The 17,326-nt window shown below is 63.1% G+C and carries 20 protein-coding genes; 3 read left to right on the top strand and 17 right to left on the bottom strand.

Annotation, left to right across the window (positions count from 1 at the left end; genetic code table 11):
* Window positions 1–26: 26 nt before the first annotated feature.
* The 13 genes from tolB to ruvC all read right to left on the bottom strand — a co-directional run bounded on the left by tolB (window position 27) and on the right by ruvC (window position 10,757).
* Complete coding sequence (gene tolB / locus BUB53_RS13845; protein ID WP_073035370.1) at window positions 27–1,349, bottom strand: Tol-Pal system beta propeller repeat protein TolB; 1,323 nt, start codon at window positions 1,347–1,349, stop codon at window positions 27–29.
* A complete protein-coding gene (locus BUB53_RS13840; RefSeq protein WP_073035460.1) occupies window positions 1,346–2,464 on the bottom strand; it encodes an energy transducer TonB in 1,119 nt (372 codons plus the stop codon). The genes tolB and BUB53_RS13840 overlap by 4 nt, the downstream gene beginning before the upstream one ends.
* 11 nt (window positions 2,465–2,475) lie before the next feature.
* A complete protein-coding gene (gene tolR, locus BUB53_RS13835) occupies window positions 2,476–2,949 on the bottom strand; it encodes a protein TolR (RefSeq protein WP_073035369.1) in 474 nt (157 codons plus the stop codon).
* Window positions 2,950–2,952: 3 nt separating this feature from the next.
* On the bottom strand, window positions 2,953–3,648 hold the full coding sequence (tolQ, locus tag BUB53_RS13830) for a protein TolQ (RefSeq protein ID WP_073035368.1): 696 nt from the start codon (window positions 3,646–3,648) through the stop codon (window positions 2,953–2,955).
* Window positions 3,649–3,799: 151 nt separating this feature from the next.
* Window positions 3,800–4,210 (bottom strand): tol-pal system-associated acyl-CoA thioesterase, encoded by a 411-nt coding sequence (gene ybgC / locus BUB53_RS13825; RefSeq protein WP_308424319.1) that lies wholly within the window; start codon window positions 4,208–4,210, stop codon window positions 3,800–3,802.
* A 73-nt stretch (window positions 4,211–4,283) separates the two neighbouring features.
* Window positions 4,284–4,826 carry an RNA 2',3'-cyclic phosphodiesterase gene (thpR, locus tag BUB53_RS13820; protein WP_073035367.1) on the bottom strand — a complete coding sequence of 181 codons (543 nt, stop codon included), beginning with the start codon at window positions 4,824–4,826 and terminating at the stop codon, window positions 4,284–4,286.
* A gap of 3 nt (window positions 4,827–4,829) precedes the next feature.
* Window positions 4,830–5,798, bottom strand: coding sequence for a transporter substrate-binding domain-containing protein (locus BUB53_RS13815; RefSeq protein ID WP_159437836.1), 969 nt, complete (start codon window positions 5,796–5,798; stop codon window positions 4,830–4,832).
* A gap of 64 nt (window positions 5,799–5,862) precedes the next feature.
* Window positions 5,863–6,879, bottom strand: coding sequence for a transporter substrate-binding domain-containing protein (locus BUB53_RS13810; RefSeq protein ID WP_073035365.1), 1,017 nt, complete (start codon window positions 6,877–6,879; stop codon window positions 5,863–5,865).
* 96 nt (window positions 6,880–6,975) lie between these two features.
* Entirely contained in the window at window positions 6,976–7,620 is a 645-nt protein-coding gene (locus BUB53_RS13805) for a hypothetical protein (RefSeq protein WP_073035364.1), read from the bottom strand.
* A gap of 166 nt (window positions 7,621–7,786) precedes the next feature.
* Window positions 7,787–8,419, bottom strand: a complete 633-nt coding sequence (locus BUB53_RS13800; protein WP_229709553.1) for an NYN domain-containing protein — start codon at window positions 8,417–8,419, stop codon at window positions 7,787–7,789.
* Between the two features lie 131 nt (window positions 8,420–8,550).
* Window positions 8,551–9,579 (bottom strand): Holliday junction branch migration DNA helicase RuvB, encoded by a 1,029-nt coding sequence (gene ruvB, locus BUB53_RS13795; RefSeq protein WP_073035363.1) that lies wholly within the window; start codon window positions 9,577–9,579, stop codon window positions 8,551–8,553.
* A gap of 3 nt (window positions 9,580–9,582) precedes the next feature.
* Window positions 9,583–10,263 carry a Holliday junction branch migration protein RuvA gene (gene ruvA / locus BUB53_RS13790; protein WP_073035362.1) on the bottom strand — a complete coding sequence of 227 codons (681 nt, stop codon included), beginning with the start codon at window positions 10,261–10,263 and terminating at the stop codon, window positions 9,583–9,585.
* Window positions 10,260–10,757 carry a crossover junction endodeoxyribonuclease RuvC gene (gene ruvC / locus BUB53_RS13785; RefSeq protein ID WP_073035361.1) on the bottom strand — a complete coding sequence of 166 codons (498 nt, stop codon included), beginning with the start codon at window positions 10,755–10,757 and terminating at the stop codon, window positions 10,260–10,262. The genes ruvA and ruvC overlap by 4 nt, the downstream gene beginning before the upstream one ends.
* Before the next feature lie 219 nt (window positions 10,758–10,976).
* Here ruvC and BUB53_RS13780 point away from each other — a divergent pair, with 219 nt between their 5' ends.
* The gene (locus BUB53_RS13780; protein WP_073035360.1) at window positions 10,977–11,168 is read left to right on the top strand and encodes a DUF1127 domain-containing protein; all 192 of its coding nucleotides are present in this window, start codon (window positions 10,977–10,979) and stop codon (window positions 11,166–11,168) included.
* A 121-nt stretch (window positions 11,169–11,289) separates the two neighbouring features.
* Here the strand turns inward: BUB53_RS13780 and BUB53_RS13775 are convergent, their stop codons facing one another.
* The 3 genes from BUB53_RS13775 to BUB53_RS13765 form a co-directional block, all read right to left on the bottom strand.
* On the bottom strand, window positions 11,290–11,634 hold the full coding sequence (locus tag BUB53_RS13775; RefSeq protein ID WP_073035359.1) for a hypothetical protein: 345 nt from the start codon (window positions 11,632–11,634) through the stop codon (window positions 11,290–11,292).
* Between the two features lie 109 nt (window positions 11,635–11,743).
* A complete protein-coding gene (locus BUB53_RS13770) occupies window positions 11,744–12,616 on the bottom strand; it encodes a 50S ribosomal protein L11 methyltransferase (RefSeq protein WP_073035358.1) in 873 nt (290 codons plus the stop codon).
* Window positions 12,617–12,640: 24 nt separating this feature from the next.
* A complete protein-coding gene (locus tag BUB53_RS13765) occupies window positions 12,641–13,873 on the bottom strand; it encodes an MFS transporter (RefSeq protein WP_073035457.1) in 1,233 nt (410 codons plus the stop codon).
* A gap of 188 nt (window positions 13,874–14,061) precedes the next feature.
* On the opposite strand from BUB53_RS13765, the gene BUB53_RS13760 reads away from it, so the two are divergent.
* Complete coding sequence (locus BUB53_RS13760; protein WP_073035357.1) at window positions 14,062–15,123, top strand: YeeE/YedE family protein; 1,062 nt, start codon at window positions 14,062–14,064, stop codon at window positions 15,121–15,123.
* Window positions 15,124–15,132: 9 nt separating this feature from the next.
* Here BUB53_RS13760 and pdxR read toward each other — a convergent pair whose 3' ends face one another.
* Complete coding sequence (gene pdxR, locus BUB53_RS13755; protein WP_073035356.1) at window positions 15,133–16,569, bottom strand: MocR-like pyridoxine biosynthesis transcription factor PdxR; 1,437 nt, start codon at window positions 16,567–16,569, stop codon at window positions 15,133–15,135.
* Window positions 16,570–16,630: 61 nt separating this feature from the next.
* Here pdxR and BUB53_RS13750 point away from each other — a divergent pair, with 61 nt between their 5' ends.
* Complete coding sequence (locus BUB53_RS13750; RefSeq protein ID WP_073035355.1) at window positions 16,631–17,284, top strand: pyridoxamine 5'-phosphate oxidase family protein; 654 nt, start codon at window positions 16,631–16,633, stop codon at window positions 17,282–17,284.
* Window positions 17,285–17,326 lie beyond the last annotated feature (42 nt).

The following is a 17,326-nucleotide window of genomic DNA, read 5'->3' as shown; positions in this document are numbered from 1 at the left end:
CGCCTTTGAAATGCGCAGACGTATCATCAGTCCTGCAAAGGTGACCACGAAGGGTCACTCGCACCGGTCGTCGTTCCGACCTGACGCAGATTCCGTCCGGTGATATCGACAGAATACAGGCTTGCACTCCCCTGCGCGCCCTGAGTTTCCCGAGTGAACATGATCACCCTGCCATTGGGCGACCATGTCGGCCCTTCGTCCAGAAACGAAGCGGTCAACAGGCGTTCTTCGCTGCCGTCGGTGCGCATGACCCCGATATGGAACCGCCCCTTGGATTGCTTGGTGAACGCGATCAGATCGCCACGCGGAGACCAGACCGGTGTGCCATAGCGCCCCTGCCCGAAACTGATGCGCTGCGCCTCTCCGCCACCGGCAGGCATGACATAGAGTTGCGGCGTTCCCGAGCGATCGCTTTCAAACACGATCTGGCTGCCATCGGGGCTGAAGCTGGGGGCGGTTTCGATCGAGGGCGCTGTCGTCAGCCGGGTGCTTGCGCCGCTGTCGATATCCATACGGTAAAGATCGGTATTGCCGCCGCGAGATACGGAATAAAGCACCGCACGCCCGTCAGGGCCAAAACGCGGAGCAAAGCTCATCTGACCGTCCTGGCTTTCCAGGACACGCCGCTGAACCGCCCCGACATCCATCACATAAATACGCGGAAACCCGCTTTCATAACTTGTATAAAGCACCCTTTTACCATCCGGCGAAAACCGCGGAGCCAACACAATCGAGGTGCTGTCGGTCAGGTAGCTGACATTGGCGCCATCGTAATCCATGATCGCCAACCGCTTGGATCGCTGATCTTTTGGTCCGCTTTCGGCCACGAAAACCACGCGGCTGTCGAAATAGGGCGCTTCGCCAGTAATCCGGCTATAGACCTGATCGGCCACCTTGTGCGCCATACGCCGCCAGCCATCCTGCGTGCCTTCCAGTTGCAGCCCCTGCCCCAGTTCCTGCCCGGCAAACACGTCATAGAGGCGGAACCGCACAACCAGTTTACCGTTTCCATCGGCAGTAACCGCTCCGGTGATCAGAGCCTGTGTATTGATCGCCTTCCAATCGGCGAACTGCACCGGGCTGCTGAAACTGGTGACCCGGCTGATAAAGGCATCGGGCTGGATTTCCCGAAACAACCCCGTTCCGGTCAGGTCAGCGGCGACCACATCCGCGATCTTGCGCCCGAGATCAGCCCCCGTGGCGTTATCCGATACGAAATCCGGCGCGGCAAATGGCAAGGGTTCGATCACGCCTTCGGTAATCTCGATCCGGAGTGGTCCATCCTGAGCGACGACTGGCGCAACCCAAAACGCGAGGGCCACAAGGAGGCTTAGTACGTAACGCATCATTTGATCCTCATTTTCTCCGGATTGAAGGTCATCTCAATATCCCGCCAGTGATCGTATTTTTCCACAGGCAGATCAAAGCCACCGGCGCCACAGCGGATAATTGCCCGGCGCGCGGCTTCATAGGCCTGTTTGGCCGCCGCACCGCCACCACCCATCGCGTCGATCATGCGGATCGAACTGGTCACCGGTCTGGCGTCTTCGCTCATGGTGACACCGACCACGACCGTGGTGCGCAACGCTTCGGAGCTCAGGCTGCCCACATTCCAGCAATTCTGCACCGCAACGCGCAGCGCATCCTTTTCACCGGCGGTCAAAGGCGGGCCTTGTGGCGCGCCCTGCCCTTCGCCACCTGCCTGCCCCATTGCCTCGGCCAGCGCGTCATTCACAGCGCTTTCATCGGTCTGCGGGCGCGCAGCGGTTTGCGTTTCCTGTTCCTGCTCCGGTTCGGGTTCTGGCCGGGCCGGCCTTGTGCGCGGCCTGACCGAGCGGGCCGGCGCAGCGCTGGCCACATCGTTTTCCTCGGCCTCGGTCACGATCTCGGTGGTCGCCTCTTCGGGGGCGGAGGCTTCGGTATCCTCCTGCACCGTTTCAGCGTTTTCATCGGGTGCGGTTTCCTGGCGTTCGACCTCATCCACCTGCACATCCGGCTCGGGTGGCGCGACGGGCTCGGGGGCGACGCGCGGCGCCGGTCGCGGTTGGGGACGTGGTGCGATCTCGGGAATCAGCGCCGCAACATCGTCTTGCGGCGGGTCGAGAACCGGGGGATCGTCACTGACCTCGGCCTCGGCGGGCGGTGCAACATCCGTGACATCGGGGGCTGAATCAGGTTCCGATGCGGCTGCGGATTCGGGCTGTGACACATCGGGCGCCGCATCGGCATCGGAGGTCAGTTCGGGTGTGCCTTCGCCCTCGGCCGGCGGCTCGGGCGTGTCGATATTGGCCACGGCATCCGGTGCGCGCGGCCCATCCATCAGCGCGGCATAATCCTCGGCCGAGATCGCGGTGACCTCGGTCACCTCGAAAGGCAAAGGCTCGGATCGGAACGCCCCGCCGAACAAAGCCCAGCCGATCAGGGCCAGATGCCCCGCCCCGGATATGATTTGACCGGTGTTCACGGCAATCGCCTTCAACCGTCCTGATCGTTCATGTCCGGCCCGCCAGCATCCGTCACCAGACCGATATTGGCAAACCCACCACGGTTGAGCGCGCCCATCACCTGCATCACGTCCGAATAAGGCACAACCCCGTCGGCGCGCAGATAAACCCGCGTGCTGTCGCGTTCGGCGGCAATCGCGCGCAACCGGTTCACCAGTTCACCGCGCGGAACCTCGGTTGTCTGGATCATCACCACCCCATCGGCGGTTACCGTCACGCTCAGCGGCTCTTCCTCTTCGCCCGGCAGGGCATTCGCGGCGGTTTTGGGTAATTCCACCGGGACTCCCACCGTCATCAACGGCGCGGCGACCATGAAAATGATCAGAAGGACCAGCATTACATCCACGAAAGGCGTGACGTTGATCTCGGCCATCGGGCGCGACCGTCCACGCCCCCGGCGGCGACGTCCGCCGTCGCCCGTTTTCTGAATGACACCCGCGCCCATGGCTCAGGAATCCAACTGACGGCTGAGAATGGTGGCGAATTCGTCTGCGAAGGCCTCGTAGTTGGCCACGATCCTGTCGGCATCCGCGCTCAGCTTGTTATAGAAGATCACGGCCGGAATGGCGGCCATCAGGCCCAGACCGGTGGCCAGCAAAGCCTCGGCAATACCGGGCGCGACAACGGCCAGATTGGTGTTCTGCTGCTCGGCAATCTCGATGAAGGCGTTCATGATCCCCCAGACCGTGCCGAAAAGACCGATGAAAGGTGCGGTGGACCCGACGGTGGCCAGCACCGACAGCCCGCTCTGAAGACTTTCGGATTCCTTGGCGATCGCCACGTCCATCGAACGGTCAATCCGGGCCGTCGCCCCGGCGATCAGGGCGCCGTCATTGCGGTGGCTGCGCCGCCACTCCATCATACCGGCGGCAAAAATCCGCTCGGACTGCCCTGCGGGGTCAGGGCCGATATCGTCGAACAACTCGTCCAGCGGGTCCCCCGACCAGAAGCGGCGGTCGAAAATCTCGGCCTCACGGCGGGCCTTGCGATAGATGATCAGTTTCTGAATGATGATCGACCACGCCCAGAACGATGCCACGATCAAAATCAGCATCACCAGTTTCACGATCAGGGTGGCGCGTGCAAACAACGCCCACATGGAGAAATCAATCTCCTGCGCCAGTGCCAGAGTTTCTGCTTCCATAATGCCTGCTCTTTATGTTGTGCGGCCTTGTTTTCCGGCCTTATTGAGCGGCAAAGTACCCGATTTCCAAGGGGAAAGCCAACCTGTTCCGCATCATCGGTGTCAAAATTCGCGTGATCGACAGTGTCCCGGCGAATATCCGCCGGGACCGTCAATGCAACATCAGGCGGATATTCGGCGGCAAGCGGGCCGGTTGGCCCGCCTCGTTGACGCAGACGACAGTAACGATAGCGGAAAACAGCGTTTCCTCGTTGCGGGTTACTGTCTGCTCCATCACCAGCCGCGCGCCGGTGACCGTCTGCGTGCGGGTTCTGACCACCAGTTCGTCATCGAACCTGGCCGAACCGAGATAATCGGCCTCGACCCGGCGCACGACAAAAACAACGCCGTCCTGTTCACGCATGGCGTTCTGGTCGACCCCCAACTGGCGCACCCAATCGCTGCGCGCGCGCTCGATATATTTCAGGTAATTGGCATGATAAACGATCCCGGCCATGTCGGTATCTTCGTAATAGACACGGATATCAAAGCGGTGGGTTCCGTCCGAAGCTGTCTTGGCCACGCTCATCCTCCATTCTTGCCAGTCGCGGCACTCAACCATGCCCATGGGCCGGAGGAAACCGCAAAACACCGTTTCACTGCAAGGCATAGTTAGCCAAGAGATCATAGATCGGCCCATCATGCCCCAAGGTCGAGCGATAAAGGCCGAAACCATCCACATGGAACGGGGCCAACGAGAAATCGCCATGCGCCTCAAGGAACGCGCCGAGGCGGTCACGTTCCTGCGCCTGCATTTTATGACGAAATCGGGCAAGGGTGACATGCGGGCGAAACCGTTCGCGCCGCAATTCTATCCCGGCGTCATGGGCCGCGACACGAACCTTGTCACGCAGAGCCACCAAGGACGCGTCTCTCTCTACCCCGGCGAAAAGCAACCTGGGTGCGCGCCGGTCGAACACGTCCACACCTGAAATCCGCATATCGAACGCCGGCAGGTCAATGTCGGACAGGCGATCATGCAGGGCCTCCGCGACCGGCACTTCCTGCTGATCCAGGAACGCCAGCGTGACATGCATGTTTTCAGGCGGCACCAAGCGCCCCGCCCCCAGATCCGACTGAAGCCGTTCCAATCTGTCCTGAACCGCGTCAGGCAAGGCTATGGCAACGAATAGTCGCATGAGTCAGTTCAACCGATCCCAGAGCAGGGTCATGTGCCGCCCGACAACCCGGTCATACTCCCCCGTTTCCCGCAACGCCCGCAAGCCTGCATTGATACGGTAAATCAAGGTTGTTGCACGCCAATGCACCTTGGGCACCGCAACATGCAGGGTATGCTGCGCCAGCGGCTTGTCCAGTGCCGTGACTTGTTCGCTCAGGTTCATCGCCGCGATGGTGGTTGCCCCCGTAAGCGCGTTCAGCATCACGGCGTCAACCTGCCCCCCGGCCAGCATCTGAAAACAAGTCTCGGGCCTATCCGGGGTGACCAAATTTACCACCTTTTCACTTATCCAGTGACGATCCGGAGTGTCGAGCGAGGCCATGCTGTATGCCGCCGGACGGCACAGATGGCGGCCCGCCAGATCACTGTCATCCTGATACGTTACCCCACCGCCGGAACGCACGAACAGAACCAGCGGAATCTCGATCACCGGATCGGAATAGAGCAAACGGGCACAGGCATCGCGCGCCTCATCGGCACTGCAATCGGGCCGGGGCAAGGGAAAACCAATCTCGGCTCCGCGACTATCCGCCAATTGCGACACCCCGTCAGCCGCGTTTTCAGCCCATGCGGTTACCGGCCTCAACGGTGCTGGACCGGCCCCAAGCGCAGCGGTGATCAATTCGGCCATGATACCCTGGGCGGGCCATGTCCGGGAAGAAAACGGCGCAAAATCTACAATGCTCAGCACATTCACTTTGGGCATATCCGGCGAAGCGGCCGTCTGGCCCGATGGGTCCGGCGGGGTGCAAGGGATGAAGACCTGCGACCCTTGCGCAAGGGCGCTGTCGGGACTGGCGGAAAGGTCGGGATTTGCGGCGGCAAGCCAGGACCAACGCGCAGAGTCCGCATAGTGCAGTTCCGCCACGCCGGACAGGTTATCACCGTCCTGCGCGGTATAGGTGACATTGCACAATGCTGACGCGGCCATCGGGAATACTGCCAAGGTCACAGAAAGACAGGATAAAATGAAGAGTGAAGGAACTCTCATACCGTCATCCCTCCCCCCAGAAACGCATCAGATGCGCCTCCAGAATATCATGGAAGGTTCCGCTTTCACGCATATCGTGCAAGGCGGTATTGACCATATCCACAAGCTGTTGCGCCTGCGGATGGGCGCGCGGGACAACCACATGCAGGGTTTCGATCGACAGAGGATGCTCACGCAGGGCCGTGATGCGCCCGGTCAGGTTCAAACGACGAACGGCGGATTGCCCCGAAAATTCATCCATGACCATGGCATCTGCCTGCCCCTCAAGAACAAGTAAAAGGCAGTCGTCGATACTGTCGGGCTGTATCAGAATGATGACCCCGTCACTGGTCCAGCGCCGGTCGGGACGGTCCAGATCGTCGGTCGGGAAGCCCCTGGGCCGGCAGAGCGTGCGCCCTGCGATGTCGCTTTCATTGCTGTAAGGCAATGGGCGGGATGCGTCGGTGAACAGCACGACAAGCGCCTCGAACACCGGGTCCGAGAACAGGACCGTCCGGCAAAGCGGCGTTTGCGGCGCGGTCTCGCAATCCGGGCGTGGCCATGGAAAACCCATATCCATCAATGCGTTGGACAACAGCGGATCAAGATGCGCCGCGCGGTCCTCGATCCAGTGAATGGTATGCCCGCCTGCCGGCGCAGCCCGTGTCATCACCGCGTCCACCAGTTCGGTCATTAATCCGCCATTCGGAAGATCACGGTCGGAGAAAGGGGCGAACCCGCTGGCGGTCAGCACCTTGATAGCGTCTCGGGGCATGGGGGTGTTCGTTGACGGTGCATCGCCCATGCAGCCCAGCCGGAGTGTCATGCCGGCCCGGACGGCATCGGGCTTTTCTCCGATCACATCCAGATTGTCGGCATGGATTTTTTCCCACAAGGCGGCATCGTCATATTGCGCCTGGGCAATCATCGACAGGCTTTCGCCGGGTTGCACGATATAGGTGCGGGTGCAGTCCCGGGCTGATACCGGGGATATGCCTGTCACGAAAAAAGCCAGCAGAAACCCGAAAAGAACACGACACATGACACGACCCTCACCACGCGGAAATAAGGCGGATATTGCGGTTTTCGTCAAGGCGGAAGGCACATTTTGTGCCCTCGCCCGATGAGCACGACAGGATCAGTCGGGGCGCAACCGGGCGGCAAGCCGCAAGGCATGACTGGGGTCGGAGGCGGCGGGGGGCATCACCGGATCGTAGGCGGCGCGGATCAGGTCGGCGATGTCGGGGCGCAGGATCGTGGTGTTCTTTTCCGGGATATGGGCCAGGGGGGAACTGTCGCGGAAGGCGGTATCGGACCATAAAAGCACCGTTTGCACGATTTGCGACAGCGCCAGCGTTTCGGCGGGAATTGCACTCAAGTCCTTGTTCATCCTCAGAAAAACAAAGCTGGCCTTGATCGCGCCTGTCTCGTCGAAGCGGAAAATCCGGTACTGGTTGGCGTTGGCCGTTTTCAGTTTGTTAACCAACGGCGCCAAATCCGGCACCAGACGGTCGAGATCGGGCACTTCGAGCAGTTCGTCCCAATCGCGAAAGAAGAACATCATCAGGTTCACGCCAAGCTCGGGGTCGGTTTCGGCCATCTGGTGTCCGGCCATGGCCACCACCGCCTCGAGCGCGCCTTTGACGATGCCAAGTGTCTGATCTTCAACACCAAATACGATTGGCGCAATGGGCCGCCCCCAACGTGCGAATACGTATGAGCCGTCGGAACGGGTAAAGAATTGCGCGATCCGGTCGGCGGTCAGGGGGGCGGGAACGGTCATGGCGGGCCTCTTTTGCGTCGGCCCTTCCCTTAGCAGAGCGGCACCGTCAGGCAAATAGTACCGCCGCCCCGGAGTTTCGTACGTTTTGTACGATGTGTACGCGGGTTTTGTACGAAAATCGGCCCCTTCAGACAGGACCGTGTCCATCATGGACGCATTCCCGGGATCAGGCCGGGTTTTCACCCAGATCCAGCACAAGACGATCCCCGCGATACCGCCCCCGGATCACATGCCCCGGCTCGTGCACCTCGGGGTGATTGTCGGCCCAATCCCGGAACTGATCGTTTGAAACGACACGGGCCTTCATGTTGCGGGCAGCGGTCAGAATGGTGGGGTCAGCGGGGGCGCCCCTGGCGACGACCATCACCCGTTCGACGGGCAGACCAAGCAGCCCGGCGAAATCCTGATGATGAAGATAGCGGTTCGCAAGGAGGTAGCCCGCATTCGCATCGAAGACGACACCGGGCGTCAGGCCGCGGGCGGTCAGATCGCCCAGAACCTCGCGCAAGGTGTCGAGGCTTGGAACCTCGTTCTTCCAGTGCATGACGTTAGAGCCATCCACGATCACGTATTGCCGCCTGTCGGAGGCATGACGCGGCTCTGGCACACTCGTCCGTCGCGGGGCGCGCAAGCGTGCCGCTATCAGGAGCACCAGCGCCGCCAAAGCTGCGGGTATTGCCAACAGTACCAAATCTTGCTGGTCGGGAAGAAACAAAGCCATTGCCGCAACGACGCAGGCCATCAGAAACAGAAGCAGAGGAACGATCACGACAAAAAAACCCTGAAACAATTCAAACATCAAAACGACTATCCGGCCGCACCGAAAAAACATGCGGATCAATGAGGAATGAAAGCAATAATCGACGATCAATTCAAGGTTGATACGCGGGATGCCGCAAAAAAACGGCGATGGCTTGCGCCATGAACCGCCTATTTGCCGAAAAGATCCGATTGCCCCCTGGGCGCGGGAGCGGCAAGACCGAGATGCTGCCAGCCGCGGGAGGCCAGCATCCGCCCGCGGGGGGTGCGCTGAATCAGGCCCTGTTGCAAAAGGAAGGGTTCGATCACCTCTTCCAGCGCGTCGCGCGATTCCGACAATGCCGCGCTGAGCGTTTCGATCCCGACCGGGCCGCCCTGATAGGCCTCGGCGATCAGGGTCAGATAGCGCCGGTCGGCTCCGTCGAGGCCAAGACCGTCCACGCCCAGACGGGTCAGCGCGTTGTCGGCCAGATCGCGTGTGATGCGGCCGTCGCCTTCGACCACGGCGAAATCCACCACCCGGCGCAGGAGCCGCCCGGCGATCCGGGGCGTTCCGCGCGAGCGGCGGGCGATTTCACGCGCCCCTTCGGGATCGGCGGGGGCGTCCATCTTTATGGCGTTGCGGGTGACGATCCGGTTCAGTTCGTCCTCGGTGTAGAATTGCAGGCGCGTGGGGATGCCGAAGCGATCACGCAGGGGCGTTGTGAGCAGGCCCAGACGGGTGGTCGCGCCGACAAGCGTGAAGGGCTGCAATTCGATCCGCACGGTGCGCGCGGCGGGGCCTTCGCCGATCACGAGGTCCAGTTCGAAATCCTCCATCGCGGGGTAAAGCACCTCTTCCACGGCGGGGTTGAGGCGGTGGATTTCGTCGATGAACAGAACGTCATTGCGTTCGAGGTTGGTCAGGATCGCGGCCAGATCGCCCGCCTTGGCCAGAACCGGCCCCGAGGTCATGCGAAAGCCGACCCCCAGTTCGCGCGACATGATCTGCGCCAGCGTCGTCTTGCCCAGACCGGGGGGGCCGTGAAACAGGGTGTGATCCATCGCCTCGCCCCGCTGGCGGGCGGACTGGATGAACACCTTGAGGTTGGCGCGGGCCTCGGCCTGACCGATGAAATCGTCCAGCATCTGCGGACGCAGGGCGCGATCGCCGTCTTCGGGGAGAGGATCGGGACGCAATGTCGGGTCGGGCTGATCCATGACTTATCCTTTGGGGGCCAGCAGCCGCAGGGCGGCGCGGATCAGGGCGGCGGTGTCGGCCTGTGCGTCGTCGCTGGCGGCCTGCGCGACGGCGCCGGCCGCTTCGCCCGGAGCATAGCCCAGATTGGTCAGGGCCGACAGGGCCTCGGCCTGCGCATTCGAGGGTGCGGGGGGCGCTGCGGCGGGGGCCGGTGCGGGGGTGGGTTCGATCACGTCGTCCGCATCCGGCGCGGGGGCCACCGGGGCGGCGGCGGGGGCGGTGTTGGCCCCCATGGCCATGATTTCGGGCACCTTGTCCTTGAGTTCGTTGACCACGCGCTGCGCGGTCTTGGGGCCGATGCCTTTGGCCGCCTTGACGGCGTTCCAGTCGCCAAGCGCGATGGCCCGCCCCACGCCCTCGGGGCCGAGGGTGCCGAGGATTGCGAGCGACGCCTTGGCGCCAACGCCCTGCACGCTCATCAGCAAGCGGTGCCATTCCTTTTCCAGAAGCGAGGTGAAGCCGAACAGCTGCAACAGGTCTTCGCGCACCACGAGATCGGTGTAGAGCGCCACATGCTCGCCCACGCGCGGCAGGGCCTGCAAGGTGCGGTCCGAGCAATAGACGAGGTAGCCCACGCCGCGCACGTCGATCAGGACGTGATCGGTGGCGCGGTAATCTATGCGGCCCGCCAGACGCCCGATCATGCCCGCACCTTTTGCGCGATGGCCGCCGGGATGCGTGCGTGATGGGCATGGCAGATGGCGATGGCCAGCGCGTCGGCGGCATCCGGGCCGGCCAGATCGACACCGGGCAGTTGCACGCGCACCATATGGGCGATCTGTTCCTTCGCGGCGTGGCCGACGCCGACCACGGTCTTCTTGACCGAGTTGGGGGCGTATTCGCCCACGGACAGGCCGAACTGCGCCGGGACCAGCATGGCGATGCCGCGCGCCTGCCCCAGTTTCAGGGTGCCCGCCCCGTCCTTGTTGACGAAGGTCTTTTCGACCGCGGCGGCCTGTGGCGCGAAACGATGGAAGATTTCGGTGAGCTGATGGTGCAGCGACAGAAGGCGCGCGGCCAGATCGCCGCCCTCGGAATGGCAGATGCCGTTGGCCACATGAGACAGCCGGCTGCCGTTCACGTCGATCACGCCCCAGCCGAGGTTTCGCAACCCCGGATCGATTCCCACTACCCGCATCTGCCTGACCCTGCCGTACTGCTTGCGTTTTGCTTTGGTCCAGCACTAGCACGAAACGGGAACAAAGACCAAGAGGAATGCGCATATGCAGGGCTTTTCGCCATGCAGACCCTGCATAGGGACTATGCGCAAATGGCGGCTTGTTCGAAACGGTGGTTCCTCATACCTGCACGGCAGACAAGGTTATCCCGCACCGCAAGACAAAGAAGGACTATCGTCATGGCTGCAATCGTCTCCACCCAGTCGCATGCTGGCGGTTTTCGCCACGCTGTCGCCCGCCTGCTCAACGCTGTCCGCGCCTGGAACGACGCGCGCGTCACCCGTGCCGCGCTGTCGCAACTGACCGACCGCGAACTGGACGACATCGGCCTGAGCCGCAGCGACATCCAATCGGTATCGCGTTCCGTCTGAGGACTCGGGCGGGCCGTTCGGCGGCCCGCGCCATTTTCAAGGCCACCACAAAGTGAAAGCCCTGCGCCGGGACCATGGCGCAGGGCTTTCTTCGTAACCTGAGAGAGTGGTAACGAGAGTACTAGTTCAGATAGGTACGCAACTTTGCCGCGGCCATCTGCGTGGCAGGATCGGGCTGCATCAGGAATGCCCCGGCCTGTTCCACCACGGTGCCTTCGCTCAGCGCGTCGATGCGCGACTGATACGTGTTCGGACCGAGATGCGCCATGATCAGCGCCTTGAATGCAACGAAGCCCAGAACGACAAGAGCCAGACCCCGGACCGAAAATACGGTCCGGCGCCGTTTGGGACGGAAAACAATCAGGCCATCTTTCGACACCTGACCGACATATCCCTCGCGCATGCGAGCCTTGTTCTTCTCGATGCGTTTCAGGCGTTTATCGAATGCTTCAACCGTTCCACTCATAGGTACCGTCCTGTTCTGGCGTATCCAGCAAAGTTCATGAAAAGTGTAAGTCGAAAGTAAGGCAAAACCTGGGCATGTGCCACAAGATTCCCTTAATTCCTCTTTGTTTTCAGGTATTTCTGGACATGGTTGTCGTTGTCCAGTCGCCAATCTCTTCGCGATGGACAAGACTGTTTCCAGCACGGGTATAAACGTCGATCACCTCGTCGGCCTGTTCGTTCAGGACGCCCGAGAGAATCACCATGCCACCGGGCGCCAGGCATGAGGTCACGTCATCGGCCAGGGCGATCAGCGGCCCTTTGAGGATATTGGCGAAGATCAGGTCGAAAGGCGCGGCGGAGGCGGTGGTCGGATGATCGAGGCCCGTCGCCTCGTAACACTGCACCCGGCCCTCCAGCCCGTTGGCGGCCACATTGGCGCGGGCCACGTCCACCGCGACCTCGTCGATATCGCTGGCCAGCACGGTCCCCGGCCATATCCGCGCCGCCGCCATGGCCAGAACGGCGGTGCCGCAGCCCACGTCGATCACCGAACGGCCCACGAACCCGCCGGAAACCAGCCGGTCCAGCGCGCGCAGGCACCCCAGCGTGGTGCCGTGGTGCCCGGTGCCAAAGGCCATCGCGGCCTCGATCAGCAGGGGTTCGGCCCCCTCGGGCACCTTGTCGGCGTCGTGGCTGCCGTAGACGAAGAACCGCCCCGCCTCGACCGGGACCAGTTCGCGCCGCACCTTGGCGACCCAATCGGTTTCGGGCAGTTCGGACACGGCAAAGGGCCTGGCCCCGTGCATCGTGGCCAGAAGCGCCAGCCCGGCCTGATCGGGGGCCTCGTCAAAATAACCGCCCACTTCCCACAGGCCCGAGCCGTCCTCCATCTCGAAGGTGCCGACGCCGGTCGGGCTCGGGTCCAGCGTTTCCAGACCTTCGGCCAGGGCCTCGGCCTTGTCCTTACCGGAAAGGGTTGTCAGGGCGGTATAGGTGGGCATCGGCCCTCTCCTTTCGTTGGCGCGTTATTCCGCGGGTGTGGGAACGGCGCGGCTGAGTCTGGTTTCGTGGCCCGGTTCGGGGTGGCGCGGGATCAGCAGCGCCAGCATGAACGAGACACAGGCCATGCCGGCCGCCAGAACGAAGACCGCCGCCGGGGAGACCAGCCAGAGATACCCCAGAAGCGCGGGCAGGAACACGGCCGCGATATGGTTGATGGTAAAGGCCACCGCCGCCGTGGGGGCGATATCGCCCGGATCGGCGATTTTCTGGAAATAGGTCTTGAGCGCGAGCGCCAGCGCGAACAGCAGGTGATCCACGACATAGAGCACCGAGGCCAGCATCACACCCCAGCCGAACATGTAGATGCCGCCATAGGCCATGAAAACCAATGCCAGACCGAAATATTCGAACAGCAGGGTCGCGCGTTCGCCATAGCGATGCACGGCCCGCCCCATCAGCGGCGCGCAGATCATGTTGGCCACGAGATTGATCAGGAACAGCGATGTGACCTCGTGCACCTCGAAGCCGAATTTCTCGACCATCATGAAGCCGGCGAACACCACGAATATCTGCCGCCGTGCGCCCGCCATGAACTGCAAGGCATAATAGAGCCAGTACCGGCGGCGCAGCACCATGCGCTTGACCTGCGGGTTCGGGGCTTCGAACTGCGGATAGGCGAACAGGCAGAACAGCGCGACCAGCGCGGTAAAGCCCCCGGCCAGCAGGTAGACGGTATTATAGCTGAGGTCGAACGCCTCCCACGTCATGACGATCAGCACATAGGCCACCAGCGTCGCGCCCGACCCGGCGGCGATCAGCCAGCCCAGGACCTGCGGCGCGCGCAGCTTGTCGATCCATTGCAGTTGCAGCGACTGGTTGACCGTTTCGTAATAGTGAAAGCCGATGGAACTGAGCATCGTAATCGTCAGGATGCCGCCAAGGGAGGGGAATTGCGCCGTCATGGCGGTGGCCACCCCCAGAAGCAGAAGCGAGACCAGCCCGAGCACCTGTTCGCGCATGAAGATGATGATCGCGATCACCCCGACGGCCAGAAAGCCCGGTATCTCGCGCACCGTATGCAGCCAGCCGATATCGGAACCGTCGAACCCCGCGGCCTCGATCACGAAATTATTGAGCAGCGCCGACCATGTGGCGAAAGCCACCGGCATGGCCGCAGCCATCAGGAACAGCAAGGTCACGGGGCGGCGCCAGAGCGGCAGATGCCGCGCCTCGGCCAGGGGGACAGGATTTCTCATGCAGATCGTGTACGCCCATATTTCAGGGTTGGTAAGAGGCGCGCGGCATTTTTCGGGACGAAAGACCGGCCCGGAAAACATAGGATTTCCCGCATGTGATGCGGCGGATGTGGTATCCTGATCTGAATCAAAGACATTCAGTCTTTTGCATGCGATGACACCCACCCAGAACGGGAAAGGCGCGCGACATGGACATTCTGACACTTGTGGAGCGGATCGGCGAGGCTCCGGCGGCCGCCCTGCTGGGGCTGTTGACCGGCGTGATCTTCGGCATCGCGGCGCAGCGATCGCGGTTCTGCCTGCGCGCGGCGACGGTGGAATTCGCCCGTGGCAGGATGGGCGACAAGGTGGCGGTCTGGCTGCTGACCTTTTCCACTGCCGTGGTCTGGGTGCAGGGCGCGCAGTACCTGGGCCTGTTCCGGGCCGAGGAGGCGCGCATCATGGCGATCCCCGGCAGTTGGTCGGGGGCGGTGATCGGTGGCTTGCTGTTCGGCGTGGGCATGGTGCTGGCGCGCGGCTGTTCGGGGCGCCTGCTGGTGCTGGCGGCCACGGGCAACCTGCGTTCGGTCGTGTCGGGGCTGGTGTTTGCCGTGGTCGCGCAGATGAGCCTGTCGGGGTGGCTGGCCTCGACGCGGGATTCGCTGGCGGCGCTCTGGGTCACCTCGGGCGGGCACAACATGGACCTTCTGGCGGCGCTCGGCCTGCCGCCGATGTCGGGGCTGGCCTTCGGCATTGCGGTGGCGGCGCTGGCGCTGGTCGTGGCGGCGCGCAACAAGATCGGCGCCTGGCGTCTGATCTTTGCCTCGGGCGTGGGGTTCGCCGTGGCCGTGGGCTGGGTGTCGACCTATGCGCTGTCGCAGGTGGCCTTCGATCCGGTGCCGGTGGAAAGCGCCACGTTCACCGGCCCGTCGGCCAGTACGCTGATGTTTTTCCTCGACAATACCGCGATCCTGGAATTCGACGTGGGGCTTGTGCCGGGCGTGTTCGTCGGATCGTTCCTGGCGTCGTGGCTGGCCGGGGAGTTCCGGTTTCAGGGCTTCGAGGACGAGGCCAACATGCGCCGCGCGCTGACCGGGGCGGCCTTCATGGGGTTCGGCGGGATGCTGGCCGGGGGCTGCGCCATCGGCAACGGCGTGACCGGCGGATCGGTCTTTGCCGGAACCGCGTGGCTGGCGCTGCTGTGCATGTGGATCGGCGCGATGGTGACCGATGTTCTGGTCGATCAGCGCGGCGTGCGGCAACCGGCCTGAGCGGAGGCATCAGGCAATATCGCGCAACAACCGGGCAAGGGTATGCGCGGCGGCGCCGAGCGCGGCCTCGTCATGTCCGGCATAGCCGAGCAACAGCCCCTGCGGCGGATCGGGTAGAACCGAATGCGACGACAGGGCGCGCAGGAAAACGCCCCGTTCCTGCGCCCGCGCAGCGATGTGCCGGTCGGTGATCCGGCCCGCCAGTTTCGGTGTCAGCCGCGCGCACAGGTGCATGCCCGCCGGGTCGGGGGAAAGATCGAGCAGATCGGACAGCGGGGCCAGTTCGGACAGCAGGTATTCCTGACGACGCGCATAAATCCGGCGCATGCGGCGCAGGTGGGTGGCGAACTCTCCGCTGGTCATGAAGCTGGCAAGGGCCGGTTGCGGGATCAGCGAGGCGCGCGTACCTGTCCGTGCAAGATGGTGTCGGGCGGGGTCCACTTGCGTTTGGGGCAGAACCGCGTAGCCGATGCGCAAGGCCGGGCTGAGCAGCTTGGAAAAGCTGCCGATATAGATGCAGTGCCGCAGCCCGTCCAACCCGGCGAGCGACGGCAGGGGATGCCCCTTGTAGCGAAATTCGCTGTCGTAATCGTCTTCGACGACCAGCCCGCCGGTTTGCTGCGCCCAGTCCAGCAGCGCGGCACGCCGGGCGAGCGGCATCGTTGCGCCGGTGGGGTAATGGCGCGAGGGCGTGACGATTGCCGCCGCGACGCCGGTGGGGATATCCGCGGGGTTCAGCCCCTCGTGATCTGTCCGCAACGGGCAGGCGCGAGCGCCGCAGGCGTCCAGCACCTCGCGCAGGGGGGACCAGCCGGGGTCTTCGAGGGCCACGGCGCTGCCGCCCGGCAGGAGGGCGCGGCAGATCAGTTCGAACGCTTCCCATGCGCCCGAGGTGATCAGCACCTGCCCCGGATCGCAGGGCAATCCGCGCCAGGCCGACAGGTGATCGGCAATCGCCTGACGCAGGGGATACCACCCCATCGGGTCCGGCCGCGCCAGCAGCGCGTTTTCAGGCGCACGCCACGCCCGTTCCAGGTGACGCGCCCAGCTTTGATGGGGAAACAACGCCTGATCCGGGACGCCGGTGTGGAACGGGCGCCAGGGCTGTGCCTCTGGCCGCAAGCCGGCGGTTTTGGTCACGGGCGGCGAGAGGTGCGGCAGGTTGTCGGCCACGAAGGTGCCGCTGCCCCTGCGCGATGTCAGGTAGCCTTCGCTGATCAGCTGGTCATAGGCGATCTGGACCGTGGTGCGAGATACCGACAGTTCCCCGGCCAGTTTGCGGCTGGCCGGCAGGCGCGCGCCGGAGGTGCCCGGATCGTTCAGTATGGCGTGGCGCAGGCCTTCGGTCAGTTGCGCCTGCAAGCTGTCCGGCGCAGTGCGCTCCAGCGCGATGCCCAGCAGGGCGGCGTCCAGATTGGACTGATTTATTTTTACAATATTGGACATTTCTGAATATCCAATATCCGGCTATCCGTTGACCTGCAAGACAGACCCGAGGACAGCCGACATGCCAGACACCCTTGAGATCACCGAACGCTCGCGCCTGCGCCGCCTGCACGAGCGCGGCCATTTCGACCGTGAGACGATCAACGCCATTCTGGACGCGCAGCCGATGTGCAGCGTGGGTTATACCATCGACGGCAAGCCCTATGTGACGCCGACGATGCAGTGGCGCGAAGGAAATCACGTGTACTGGCACGGGTCCTCGGCCAGCCGGGCATTGCGCCACTCCAGGGGGGCCGAGGTCTGCCTGAGCGTCGCGATCCTGGACGGGTTCGTATTGGCGCGCTCGGGGATGCATCATTCGCTCAACACCCGTTCCGTGACGCTGTTCGGTACGGCGTTCAAGGTCGAAGACCCGCAGGAAAAGCTGGAGAAGCTGGGCAATTTCGTGAACGGCCTGTTTCCGGGCCGGTACGAAACCCTGCGCCCGGATCATGCGCAGGACCTGAAGGCGACCACGGTTCTGGGGATGGAGATCACCGAGGGCAGCGCAAAGGTCCGCACGGGCCATCCCGGCGACGACGAGGAAGATTACGCCCTGCCGATCTGGGCTGGGGTGATCCCGGTGCAGATGCAGGTGGGCGACCCGATCCCGGACCCGCGCAATCTGGACGGGGTCGAAATGCCCGGTCATGTGACGGGGTTTCGGATCGGATAGGGCAGTATCGGGCGAAGGGCCGATACGCAGAAGGGCGCAACC

The organism is Roseovarius pacificus, from assembly GCF_900142665.1.
GTDB classification, from domain to species: domain Bacteria; phylum Pseudomonadota; class Alphaproteobacteria; order Rhodobacterales; family Rhodobacteraceae; genus Roseovarius; species Roseovarius pacificus.
This window is presented reverse-complemented; position numbering and strand designations above follow the sequence as displayed.